This is a genomic window from Legionella fallonii LLAP-10, assembly GCF_000953135.1.
Taxonomy (GTDB): Bacteria; Pseudomonadota; Gammaproteobacteria; order Legionellales; family Legionellaceae; genus Legionella; species Legionella fallonii.
In genome coordinates, this window is record NZ_LN614827.1 from 1,525,700 (window position 1) to 1,539,433 (window position 13,734).

The window sequence follows — 13,734 nt, forward strand, 5'->3', positions numbered from 1 at the left end:
ACACCGCATTAGAAATTCTTTGTATACCCAACTATGGTGCAATAAAGTCAATCTTGATCTTGGGTTACGCTAACGCTGCACCCAGGCCAAAACTAAATCTTCCCTATTACACCGCGCTAGTACGGATTACGTATCTTCTTTTCTTTAAGGTAGTGCCATTAGAGCCTACATTACTCATAAAACTGATTACGAAATGCTGATTTAGTTGATATACATGTTATAATCTTTTGATTTTAGAGTAATTCATTTTTATGATAGATCTTCATTGCCATAGTACCTTCTCTGATGGGATGTTAAGTCCTGAGGAATTGATAAAAAAAGCTCAAATGCATGGGGTAAGGTGTTTGTCTCTTACTGATCATGACACTGTGGCTGGTTATACTGCACTAAATCAAGCGGCTGCAAGTACTGATATTAAAATTATCCATGGAATAGAATTGAGTACGCGGTGGAAAAAATATGATATTCATATATTAGGCTATCAAATCAATCATACATCTCAGTTCAATGAATTAATTGAACATCAGAATCGAAGTAGGGTTGATCGGGCAATAGAAGTCGCTAATCTGCTGCAACGAGTGGGTGTGGAGGATGCTTATAACAAAGCCTGTGTGCTTGCGGGTCATAAACGAATTGGACGACCGCATTTTGCTCACCTTCTTATTAATGAAGGCAAGGCACGAGACATGAAATCTGCTTTTAAACAGTTTTTGGGGCGGGGCAAAGTGGCCTATATTCCAACTCCATGGATTACTGTAGAGGAAGCCGTTAAGGGAATAATAGAGGCTGGTGGCGAAGCCGTTATAGCCCATCCACTTAAGTACGGATTGACGCGTTCTAAACTGCATGAGTTAATCAAAGATTTTAAGGGGGCTGGAGGTGTCGGCATGGAGGTCGTTTCAGGGGAAGTGACAGTGACACAAATACAAGAAATGGCTGCAACATGTATACGATTCAATTTATTGGCCTCTTCCGGTTCAGACTTTCATGGTGACACAATTTCTCGCATAAATCTTGGACGACAGCAGCAACTACCAGTAAACTGTCAACCTATTTGGCACAATTGGAACATTTAACAGGGGACTTTATGAGTCAGTTTTTTGCAATACATCCTGATAATCCTCAAGCTCGCTTATTGAGAAAAGCGGTTTCTATTATTGAAGAAGGTGGATTAATTGTTTATCCAACTGATTCTGGTTATGCATTGGGGTGTGGGCTTGGAAATAAATCAGCACTTGAACGGATAAGACGTTTAAGACAGCTTGATAAGAACCATAATATGACTTTAGTCTGCCGCGATTTATCGCAACTAGGTCTTTATGCTAAAGTATCGAATTCCATATTTAGATTATTAAAAGCATTTACCCCTGGGGCCTATACTTTTATTCTCAATGCTACTCATGAAGTACCTCGATTAATGCTGCATCCTAAAAGAAGAACGTTGGGGCTTAGAATACCGGACAATACAATAACACTATCCTTGTTAGAATGTTTAGAGGCTCCTTTGATGAGTACTACTTTGATTCTTCCGGGTGCAAGTGCTCCACTAAGTGAACCTGAAGCGATAAGAGATCTCTTAGGCAATCAAATAGATCTCATTATAGATGGTGGTAATAGTGGCCACGAGCCGACCACAGTGATTGATTTAACTGGTGATTATCCAGTGATTTTAAGAGAGGGAAAAGGGGATCCTGAACCCTTTAGGTAATTCAGGAACAACATATTGTTTTAATTATCAACTAAAAGAGGATATTGATGTCATCATTATTTACTTCCAATAAACGAGTTGTTTCTGGAATGCGTGTCAGTGGAAGGTTACATCTTGGGCATTATCATGGTGTATTAAAAAACTGGATTAAATTACAACATCAATATGATTGCTTCTTTTTTGCGGCAGATTGGCATGGCTTAACAACTCAGTACGAAGATCCTAGCTCAATTGAAAAAAACCTTTGGGATATGATCATTGACTGGCTTGCTTGTGGGGTAAATCCAGGGCTATCTACAATTTTTATACAATCTTGGGTTCCTGAGCATGCCGAGTTACATCTACTTTTATCTATGATTACTCCTTTAGGATGGTTGGAGCGAGTTCCTACGTACAAGGATCAGCAAGAAAAGCTAAAAGAAAAAGATTTATCAACTTATGGCTTTTTAGGCTATCCCTTATTACAAAGTGCCGATGTTTTACTTTACCACGCAGATTATGTACCTGTTGGTGAAGATCAAGTCGCCCATATCGAGTTAACGCGTGAAGTTGCTCGTCGTTTTAATTATATTTACGGTAAAGAAGCGAACTTTGAAGAGCTAGCTAAAGAAGCTATAGCAAAAATGGGTAAAAAGAATGGAAAAATTTATAGCGAGTTACGACGACAATTCCAAGAAAATGGGGTGCACGAGTCTATAGAGACTGCGAGGGCCCTTTTAGAAGATCAGTCTAATTTATCTATTGGTGATAAAGAGCGTTTGTTGGGGTATTTGGAAGGTGCTGGTAAAATAATTTTACCAGAGCCACATCCCTTACTCACTGAAACAGCTAGAATGCCGGGAATTGATGGACAAAAGATGTCCAAGTCGTATAATAATACCATTATGCTTAGAGAGACTCCTGAGCAGGTTGAAAAGAAAGTTTTAACTATGCCTACTGATCCTGCGCGAGTGAAACGCACAGATCCTGGTGAGCCGGAAAAATGTCCCGTTTGGCAATTCCATAAAATTTACTCTGCTACTGAGGTTAAGGATTGGGTTCAGACAGGGTGTCGCTCTGCGGGAATTGGTTGTATTGATTGTAAACGACCTGTGATCGATGCAATTAAACAGGAATTAGCTCCTATCCAAGAATCTATTACTGAGTACGAAGCTGATTTAGGATCTGTGAAACGTATTGTGAGCGAAGGGAGTGAGGCTGCTCGAGAAGAGGCAAGTAGAACATTGAATACGGTCAGAGAAGTGATGGGCTTGGATTATTGATGAGTACAGAGTTGTCGGATAAACCTGAAATTCGGGCTATAGTTGATGGTAAAGAGTTAACTCAAGTTCCTGATGACTTGTTTATCCCCCCTGATGCTTTAGAGGTACTGCTGGATTCATTCAGTGGTCCTCTTGATCTACTGCTCTATCTAATTCGTAAACAGAATATAGACATACTTAATATTCCTATGGTTAGTATTACTGAGCAGTATCTGCAATACATTCAGTTGATGGAGTGTCGTCGATTAGAACTCGCTGCTGATTATTTATTGATGGCTGCTATGCTGGCTGAAATTAAATCCAGATTATTACTGCCAACCCCTGCTAATGCTGATGAGCCGGAAGAGGAAGACCCACGTATGGCGCTGGTAAGACGACTACAGGCCTACGAACAAATAAAACAAGCCGCTGAATTAATCGATGCCTTGCCAAGAAAAGAACGAGACAACTTTGCCGTTCAAGTAATGCCTACAGAACTTGAAACGATTAAAGTTCATCCAGAAGTTGAATTAGCTGATTTAATTGATGCTATGAAATCTTTAGTGCAAAGGGAGGCGCATTTAGCACATCACCAGATTGCTCGGGAAATTATGTCCGTTCGCGAACGAATGAGTCAGGTGCTTTTGCAAGTGCAGCAACATAAGGTTATAGAATTTACTCAGTTATTCACTCTTGAAGAGGGACGAATGGGTTTAGTCGTTTCTTTGTTAGCTATTCTTGAGCTAGCAAGACAATCTTTATTAATAATCACCCAAACGCACCCTTTTTCGCCAATACATTTGCAGGCGGCTTAAAATGGATGAGAATAAATTAAAAAATATCATTGAAGCGCTTTTACTCAGCTCAAATGAGCCTATTACTCTGGAAAAAATACAAGAAATTTTTGATGAGAGGGGAAGGCCAACTATTGAAGAGTTAAACCATGTCATAGCCTGTTTAAAAGAGGATTATTCAACGCGTGCTTTTGAATTAGTTCATGTTGCTAGTGGTTATCAAATGCAAACTAAATCTGAATACAGCTATTGGGTATCTCGTATGCAAATTGAAAAACCGACCAAATATTCACGTGCATTACTTGAAACTTTAGCCATAATTGCTTATAAGCAACCTGTGACACGTGCTGATATTGAAGAAATACGAGGTGTGGCAGTTAACAGTCAAATTATAAAAACTTTAATGGAGCGTGAATGGATCCGCATTGCAGGCCATAAAGATGTTCCAGGTAAACCGGCTGTATATACAACAACAAAAGAGTTTTTAAATTATTTTAATTTAAATTATTTAAATGAACTTCCTGCGTTACCAGAGGTTCTAGAAACATTGACTGTGCAGCATAATGCACATCAAACTAATGAAGAGTGTATTATTGAATGAGCAGTGAACGGTTACAAAAAATATTAAGTCAGGCGGGACTCGGTTCTCGTCGTGAAATGGAACGATGGATTGAAAATGGATGGGTTCAGGTTAATGGTAAACCCACGAAACTGGGTGACTCAGCAGGCCCTCTTGATAAAATCACAGTAAAAGGAAAATTAATAGCTAATCCATTGAAGGTAAAGCAAAACATACGAGTCTTGCTTTATCATAAGCCTGTTGGTGAAATATCAAGCCGCCATGATCCTAAACATGAGAAAACAGTATTTGATAATCTGCCTCATTTAAGGCAAGGACGTTGGATACAAGTTGGACGCTTGGATCTTAATACTTCTGGTTTACTTATTTTTACTAATAACGGCGAATTAGCGAATCAGTTGATGCATCCTAAATACGAGCTTGAAAGAGAGTATGCTGTTAGGGTTCATGGTGAAGTTACCCCCGAGGCGTTACGTAATTTAGAAAAAGGGGTTACTTTAGATGATGGCCCAGCCAAATTCACTCATATAGAGTTTCGTGGTGGTGAAGGCACCAATTCTTGGTATCATGTTACTCTAAATGAGGGACGAAATAGGGAAGTGAGGCGTATTTGGGAGTCACAAGGTGTTGAGGTAAGTCGCCTAATTAGAATCCGTTATGGAAAGATTTCCATGCCAAGATTTTTAGTTCGTGGTCAAACTTATGAGTTAACTCCTAAAGAAGTGAGTGATTTTCTTGCTTCGTTGCCTAAGAGTTGATTATTGCTTCGTGTCATTGTTGGGTTGCGCTGCGCTAACCCAATCTACAAGTCTGAGCTTCTTGCTTAATGGATACCATAATGTCGGGCAATTTGTTGTTCGATCTATAGGTGCGGCATTAGCTCAACCAGCAATAATGTAACAAGTCTGGGAGCCTTAAAAATCTCGTCATCCTGATGAGTTTACGATGATGGATCTCTTGAAGAGGGCATAGGCGTTATGGATATAATAGTATCTATTCTAATTACTTATTGATTTTTAAGCCAATTACTAATATGCTCTTTCGTCAAATCAATAGCATCCATGAGTTGTTTATATAACTCTTCCAGTAAATTAGACTGTCCATTCTTTTGGTAACGTTCTAAATATTCGCAAGCAATTTTGAATCGAATCATGCCACAATAAGCTGCACCTCCTTTCATTTTATGGGCTAGAGATTGTATTTTACTCCAATCTTTTTGGGCATAGGCCTGTTCTATTTTTATTCTGTCTTCATCAATACCATGGTGAAGCATTAGAGTGACCATATCGGATAATAACTTTTTATTTCCTAAAATATTAATTCCCTTTTCTAAGTCAAATAAGGGAAACTGAGAGATATTTAATAATTCTTCATCAGGTGGTAAGTCGGTTTTTTTAAGGAGTTCAATCGTCGCTGCATTTGCAGTATTCTTTTCTTTATGATTGATAAACTCTTCAACAATACCCTGAATAAGTTTGAATGTGGCTGGTTTGATCAGTATCTTATCCATTCCCCCGTGAAGGCATTTTTCAGTCTCTGCACCTACAGTATGTGCCGTTAATCCTACTATAGGTGTTCTTTTTCTATTAGACTGCTTTTCCCATTGACGAATAGCCTTAGTTAGTTCTCTACCTGACATACCTGGTAAACCAACATCTGTTACAATTAAATCAAAGGCCTTAATTTTTATTAACTCTAGAGCCAATAACGCATTTTCAGCCGATTCATAACGACAACCGACATTGCTAGCGGCAATTTGCAACATTTTAAGGGCGATAGGACTATCTTCTACTAATAATAGATAGGGAGCTTCTGGATTAATTACTATTGGTTGATTTAGGGGAATTTGATTATCTAAAGAGGTGTTTGTCGTTTTTTCTTCCATTCCTTTTACAATGTTAGGTTCATCATATTTGATGTTTTCTGCGAGGCCAATTTTTAATAACAAATCAAAATAGAAAGTGGTTCCATGGTTAACTTGACTAATTAATTTAATTTCCCCACCTAAAAGCTCAACATAAGACTGAGCAATATGTAGTCCAATTCCATGTCCTTTATATACGCCTTTATACGAAGGGTTTACTCTAAAAAAACGATCAAATACTTTTGATTGCAATTCTTCAGGAATACCAATACCGGTATCAATGACGCTAAATCGTAGACGAACAGAGTCCTCAAAACGTTCAAGTAGCTCAACGTCAATACCAATATACCCTTTTTCGGTAAATTTAATAGAGTTGCCTACTAGATTTAATAAGATTCTATGCAGTTTAGTAGGATCACTCACGAGATACTGGGGAACCTTTTCCGGGATATTAATTATTAGATCGAGATTTTTTAGTTTGATTGTTGGTAATTCAAGTTCCGCAATATCTTGAATGGAACTATATAAATCAAACGTCTCATTTAAAAGATCACTATCGTTGACATTTTCCGCGGAAATTACGTCCAATATCCCATTGAGTAAGCTTAATAATTGTTTGCCACTTTCATTAACCCAATGAGCATATTGTTTTTCTTCTGCATCGTTAGTTTTATCTTCCATAATTTTGGACATGCCAATAACTCCCGTGAGAGGTGTGCGAATATCGTGACTCATATTGGCAATAAATTCCGTTTTAGCTTGATTAGCCGCTTCTGCGGCTATTTTGGAAGCTCGAAGTTCTTCTTCCATTTTTTTTATGGAAGTAATGTCCGTAGAAATACCAATAGTTCCTATGACATTATTATCTTTGTCAAGTAAAGGTTCTTTAGAGGTAAGAAAGGTATGGACTTGTCCATCGGCTAGAGTAGCTGTTTCTTCTAATTTAATTCCTTTTTGGCTACTCATTATTTTTTGATCAGTTTCAATGATTTTATCTGCTTGATCTTTCCAAACAAAATCATAATCTGTTTTGCCTATTACTTCTGATGGATCATTGAATCCTGCCAATTTTGCATGCGATAAATTGCTACCCAAAATAACATTATGTGTGTCTTTCCAATAGATATTCGCAGGGATGAGGTGAATTAAACTGTCAAGATAAGTCTCTGTTTTTCTTTGATTTTTTTGTAAAGAGTCTATTTTTTCGGTTAGGGAAAAAATAGACTCATAATCATCAGATAAATCCTTTTCAAAGAAAACGGTAATGCCACAAAAATAGATCTGAACAACTTGAAAGGTTACTGATTTATTGAGGGCAATGAAATAAGTTCTATTAAATGAGCCAATATTTTCAGGGTCCATTTTTTTATTAGAAAAACGAATTCCTAAATTTTCAATAAATGAATGCTGTGTTTGACCAATTAAATCAGACTTGCTCTTCAAACAAAGAAACTTACGGTATGATTCATTGCAACCTAAGTATGCATCCTCGCTATTCACCCAAAAAACATGAATTGAAGAGTTGTTAAATGCTTTATTTAATAAAAAATTCAATATCTTTTTAGCAATCCAACTCATTCAAAGTATCCGCAAAATAATTGTGTAGTGTGTCGCTAATATACCTTACATTGGGAAATTGGAGAATTGAATCATGGTTCCCAGGTGTTAAATAAACGTCAATTTCTTTAGCTGAATGAAGACTTAAGAAATTTGTAGCATCATTCATGGCTGAAAACTCGCCTGCTTGTTGCTGCGCTTTAAATAACATAATTCTTTTCTTAATTTTAGGTGGAGTATAAGCGAATCCTAAATCTTGCAAGCGGCAGTAATAAAGCTCCATCCATGGTTTTGGGTCAATATTTTCATTGGATAGTGCTTTTGCTACTCGTTCATATTGATTCATGATACTTGCCTTCAGTGCTTCTTTTGCACTTATATCCATAAAATCTGATACAACCCACGTATCAAAGGAAATGATAAAATCAATGCAGTCATCAAGTTTTTTTTCTTCGAGTTGGGCCGTCATTTCTAGGGCGAGCATGCCACCAAAAGAGTATCCTGCGAGAATAAACTTGCTATTTTTTATTTGTTTTAAAAGTAGGTGATTATAATATTTTGCCATGGAATGTATGTCATCAAATAAAATTTGATTAGCATCGATGCTAGGATCTTGAATAAGATAGCAAGGTTGATCATTGGGTAGTAGTTTGATTAAATCAAGATAACAAAAACCAGTACCACCTATTGGATGGATAAATACGATAGGGGTTTTATGATTGCTCCCAATTTTAATAATCTTAAGTGCATTCTCATACTGTTTTGCATGATCAACAGTAGATGAAAAATGTGCTTCACTGATTAGAAGGCTGATTTTTTCACTTAGTAATTTAACAGTTGCGTATTCATATAATAGAGAGAAATTGATTTTTACATGAAATTGATCATTTATCCTACTTATGAGATTCAGTGCTGAAATAGAATTTCCGCCTATATCAAAAAATTCTGCATTAATACTAATATTCTTGGGGTTTATACGTAATATTTCAGCATATATAGATATTAATTTTTCCTGCAATAAACTAGCAGCAGACTCATATTCGGTATAGCTTGTGTAATGCAAATCCATCTTGGCGAGTAATTTTTTATCTGCTTTGCCATTTTCTGTTAATGGAACTGTATCTATTTGGTGATAAAAATTGGGGATCATATAGTGAGGTAAAAAGGTTTTTAAATAATGATACAAATTAATATCAGTAAGTGAGTTTCCTTCTTGTAATAATACGTAGGCAAATAGTTGGTGATGATGATCTTTATTTTTTACAAGAACTATTGCTTGTTCAACAAGATGATGAGTTTCTAATTGAGCCTCAATCTCATTCAATTCAATGCGGTATCCATTAATTTTAATTTGATTGTCTTCTCTACCGATAAATTTTAAATGCCCGTTGGTTTGCCAGGTAACAATATCACCGGTGTCATAAAGTCTTTTATTATGATGAGTAATAAATTTTTCTTGATTTAATTGAGGCTGATTAATATATCCGCGAGCTAACCCAACTCCCCCTAAATATAATTTTCCAGGGGCACCAATGGGTTTTGGATTCATATCTTTACCTAATACATACACTTGGGTACCAGTAAGCGGTTGACCAATAGGTATAGGATTCACTATATCTCTTTGATTTTTAACCACATAAGTTGTTGAAAAAGTAGTATTCTCTGTTGGTCCATATCCATTTATAAAATAGCGAGGTCTTTTTTTCTGTTGAAATACTCGTTCGATCGCCTCGGACAGTACAGCTTCACCGCCAACAGCTAGATAAGTAAGATGCTGAAACAGATAAGGTGCGGTATAGGCATATGCGTGAAATAGTTGAGTTGTTAGAAAAAGTATGGATATTTCTTCGTTTTTTAATATAGATGAAAATAAGTGCTCATCGAGAAGAGTCTGTTTATCAATAAGTACTAATGTAGCACCATTAAGTAGGGCTCCCCATATTTCAAGAGTGGCTGCATCAAAAAGAAAACTAGAGGTTTGAGCAACTCTATCGGATGATTTTATTTTTATATAATTTGCGTTTTTTACTAATCTTAGTATTCCTGCTTGTTCAACGCTTACACCTTTAGGGGTTCCAGTGGAGCCAGAAGTATATAGAATATAAGTTAACTGATTAGGATTAAATTGATTATTATCTACAGGTGAATCTGATTCAGCCTGGATACTATTATCAGTAATAGATATTTTAGTCACAGAGGGTGATATTTCCTCTATATTGGGGATAAGTTCATTACTAGTGATAATGATTGATATACTGGCATTATTAATAATGTAGCTAATGCGAGCAGCAGGTATATCAATTTCCAAAGGAACATAGCATCCACCGGCTTTTAATATACCCAAAATAGCAATAATTCGATTAATGCCTTTTTCCAGAAAAATACCGATAGGCATTTCTGGACTGATCATTGTTTTTTGTAATTTATGAGCCAGTTGATTAGAAATTTTGTCTAGTTGCTCATAGGTTAAAGTATTTTCATGATGTTTTACGGCTATTTTATTCGGGTGGGCTGATACTTGTTCGGCAAAATAATTTAAAATGGTTACATGCTCTGGTTCATTTATAATCGGTGGATTCCATTTATAAAATAGAGTATTTATTTGCGTGTCTGTTAACAGAGGAATACTAAGAGCGGGGCGATCTTGATAGACAGCTATATTTTTGAGAAGCGTCTTAAACGCTGAAATCATATGTGTAATGGTGTTTTTATTAAACAGTAATGTATTGTATTCAAATATTCCATGTAATTCAGAATTAAATTCCTGCATATAACAAACTAGGTTTCCGAATCTGCATTCATCGCAGGAGTCATAAATTAATTCAGCATGATCGTCTGAATAAACTCTTTTACATACTTCATTGTTAATTACGAGTTCATTAATGGGGTAACTTTGAAATATAAAACCAGCTTGACTAAACGAATGAATTTTGGAGTTGACCTGTTCTCCAGTTAGTTGCGCCATTTCATTGAAAGGAAAATCTTGGTTTTCAAATACGTCGTGTAATAATTTTTTATTTTTCCTAATTAGTGCATCAAATGTTTCATCAGGATTCAGATGTAATCTAATTAAAAGCAAATTAACGAAAAAACCTATAACGTGCGCCACATGAGAGTGGTGCCTTCCTGATACAGCAGTTATAAAATTAACATCATTTTGGTTGGAGTAGTGTGATAAAAATAATCCAAAAGCGGTAATAAGTACATCGTATAAAGTGGCTTGATTATTAATAGAGATTTTTTTAAGTTGTCGTGTAACAGTATTACTTATTTTAAAATTAATCCGTTTGCTTAATTGTTTTTCAGTTCCTTCTTTTCTAGCCTTATCATAAATTAACTCTAGTTTAGGCATTTTATTTAGTTGTTTTACCCAAAAATCCTTTTGTTTCGTTAACAGTTCTTCCGATATATTATCTCTTTGCCAAGAAATGAAATTTAGAAATGAGGACTGGTTTGTTATAGATAAAGGAATATTTTTCGAAAGAGTATTATAAAGTTGGCTGAGATCATGTAACAAAATATTTAATGACCAGCCATCATGTATTATATGGTGAATACAAAATAGAAAAATGGTCTTGTCTTTTTCTATGTGAGCTAAGGATACTCGAAATAGAGGAGCGGCCCCAAGATCAAAATGTTGGTGCTTAAATTTCTTTAGATAATTTCCGAAATCCTGATTGGCTAAATTTTTAAAGATATCAATTTTGAAATCAATTGATTCTAACGGATTTAAAATTATAAATGGTTGATTCTCTTGTTCTGAGAATGAAAATCGTAAAGCATCATGGCGGGCCATTAGCTGTTTAAAAGCCTTCTTTAAGTGTTCTTTACTCACATTGCCTTTGATTTCATAAGCGACAAATATGTTGTTTTTTCTGCTTTCCGGAGAAATTTTTTCATCGTACCATATTCGTTTTTGCGCAGATGATAGTGGAATAGTATCGTATCCTATTAAATTTAAAGCAGGGGCTTTTATTTCTGTTTGCTTAATTTCTTTTAATAAAAGCTTGAGGAATTTGTCTATAGTATAATTAGGTTTTAATAAATCAAAAGGCGTGATTTCTATCTGATATCTTTGGTATATATCGCTAGCAATTAATACACTTTTAAGCGAGTCAATACCAAGATCAATAAATGAGATATCAGTTTTTTTTGTCCATAAATCATGTTGTTTCAGAATTTCTAATATGCTGATTTCAAGAGCATCGGTACCTTGGGTGATATTCCGTTTCGACTCTTTAGTGTTCATGCTTTTTTGGAAATGCTCATTGGCAATTTCCAACATAAAACCATTCGAAATGTTCGTTTGATGAGAGTCCTTTTTGTTTTGTATTGTACTTTGATTTTTTTGCTCAAAAATTTCAGGAGAAATTTCTTTAATAAAATCAATGGATAGTATTATATGATCGATTGGCTCTTGATTATTCTGGCCATTTAATTGCTTAATAAAATTAATAGCAGGAATATTCTTTTCTGTTTTCGTGAATCGTAACTTTATCGTGCTTATGCCATTTTGTGACGCAGTATCTGCCAAATGCTTTATTATTTCGAATTCTATGCCTCGACCTAAAATTCGGCAACTTAAAAAGAAGCCATTAATAATAAGTTCATTATTATGAAAATCATATGCTACAACACCAACTAATCCATATTCACCGTATTTATCTGAGACCTCTATAACTAAACAATGTGGCTTTTTATTATGGATACTATGTTCAAATTCGACAGCGGATATGGTGTTGGGTAATAAATTAAATTGGTTGGTTCTTTGACTTAATTGGATTACTCTTTGTAAATCATTTGTTGTTGCCTCACGAATGCAGGTTTTAATTTTGAGATTTTTTATGAATTGTTCATATGAAAAGCTTTTTTCTTTTAATTGATGACGTAATTTATTTTGTTTATAAAATTCAGTTCTTTTTTCATCTTCGTTACTTTTTTCAAGGTAATCAAAAGCCCAGATATTTCTTAAAAAATGTGATCTATTAAAGTTAGAGTTTTTTTCACTGTTACTTCTTTTGGGCAATTCAATAACAAATACTTCGGGGATAGTAGATTTAACTTCGGCGCATTCTATGTTGTTATCATCTATAAAAATAAAACTATCCAGACCAAGATTCAGCTCTTGAGCTAAAGATTGAATATTAATTGATTTGGGTTGCCAATTAATTCTATGACCGCAAATATGCTTTTCAAGATCTAACACTATATCTTCATGGTTCTTAAACACGTTTAAAACAGAGGACTCGCTATTTTTACTACAAAGACATAATAGGAATCCGGCATGATGAAGTTCAATCATAAACTCTTGTATTGCAACGTATTCTTCATCAATGATAATGCCATTGATCCCATCTTCTTCTATTATTCCATTCCATAATGTACCGTCGCAGTCTAGTACAATAACTTTGCTAGGCTTTCTTGAAAGTAAGGAGTATTTTCTTGCTATTGTTAATCCCATCAAATTATAAAAATCTAGACTATATGGAATGTGTCCATGTTTTTCGGTGAAATTATCAAATATAAGAGATAAATTAGATTCCTTTAACATTTCTTTTGAGGTCACCAACAGAGTGTTTTTCCAAGCATGGCTTTCTAGCTGGATCTGGTTTTCAATTTTTGTGTAAAATTGTTCATCGTTTTGAGATTTAACCTCTGTAGGTGTGATGATGATTAATAGGGGAATACGTTTGGTTCTATTAAAGCGGTGTAATGCTGTCAATAATTCTTCCGGGCTTTGAGCCGAATCATTTAATGGGTTAAACAAGTCGGATAGCCTGACTAAAATGACATTAACACCTTCTTCGTTTTGGTTAAATTCACTATTCGGTAAGAGTATCTGTTGAAAAGTTTGGTTGTAAAAGAACTGAATTTTTTGCTCAGAAAACTTTTTTAAAATCGACTGCAAAGAGGGTCTGAGTATGTCAGCAGTGAATGTCGATGTGATATTAATCATACAGTTACCTTTAACCTTATCTATCGAATTTTTA

Annotated in this window: 8 protein-coding genes; 6 read left to right on the top strand and 2 right to left on the bottom strand. The window is 35.3% G+C overall.

Annotated features, from left to right (window positions below):
- Positions 1-251 precede the first annotated feature (251 nt).
- From LFA_RS06225 to rluB, 6 genes are read left to right on the top strand one after another with little or no spacing between them, the layout of a single operon-like run.
- The gene (locus LFA_RS06225; RefSeq protein ID WP_045095420.1) at positions 252-1,076 is read left to right on the top strand and encodes a PHP domain-containing protein; all 825 of its coding nucleotides are present in this window, start codon (positions 252-254) and stop codon (positions 1,074-1,076) included.
- Positions 1,077-1,087: 11 nt separating this feature from the next.
- Positions 1,088-1,708, top strand: a complete 621-nt coding sequence (locus tag LFA_RS06230) for an L-threonylcarbamoyladenylate synthase (protein WP_045095421.1) — start codon at positions 1,088-1,090, stop codon at positions 1,706-1,708.
- Between the two features lie 47 nt (positions 1,709-1,755).
- Positions 1,756-2,970, top strand: a complete 1,215-nt coding sequence (locus LFA_RS06235) for a tryptophan--tRNA ligase (protein WP_045095422.1) — start codon at positions 1,756-1,758, stop codon at positions 2,968-2,970.
- Positions 2,970-3,764: a segregation and condensation protein A gene (locus tag LFA_RS06240; protein ID WP_045095423.1), complete on the top strand. Its 795-nt coding sequence runs from the start codon at positions 2,970-2,972 to the stop codon at positions 3,762-3,764. Before LFA_RS06235 ends, LFA_RS06240 begins: the two co-directional genes overlap by 1 nt.
- A 1-nt stretch (position 3,765) precedes the next feature.
- Complete coding sequence (gene scpB / locus LFA_RS06245) at positions 3,766-4,344, top strand: SMC-Scp complex subunit ScpB (protein ID WP_045095424.1); 579 nt, start codon at positions 3,766-3,768, stop codon at positions 4,342-4,344.
- Entirely contained in the window at positions 4,341-5,081 is a 741-nt protein-coding gene (gene rluB / locus LFA_RS06250) for a 23S rRNA pseudouridine(2605) synthase RluB (protein WP_045095425.1), read from the top strand. The genes scpB and rluB overlap by 4 nt, the downstream gene beginning before the upstream one ends.
- 248 nt (positions 5,082-5,329) lie before the next feature.
- On the opposite strand, the gene LFA_RS06255 is transcribed toward rluB, so the two are convergent.
- Both LFA_RS06255 and LFA_RS06260 read right to left on the bottom strand, forming a co-directional pair.
- Positions 5,330-7,765, bottom strand: a complete 2,436-nt coding sequence (locus LFA_RS06255; protein WP_052673871.1) for a PAS domain-containing sensor histidine kinase — start codon at positions 7,763-7,765, stop codon at positions 5,330-5,332.
- Positions 7,749-13,700, bottom strand: a complete 5,952-nt coding sequence (locus LFA_RS06260; RefSeq protein ID WP_045095426.1) for a non-ribosomal peptide synthetase — start codon at positions 13,698-13,700, stop codon at positions 7,749-7,751. The genes LFA_RS06255 and LFA_RS06260 overlap by 17 nt, the downstream gene beginning before the upstream one ends.
- Between the last annotated feature and the right edge of the window lie 34 nt (positions 13,701-13,734).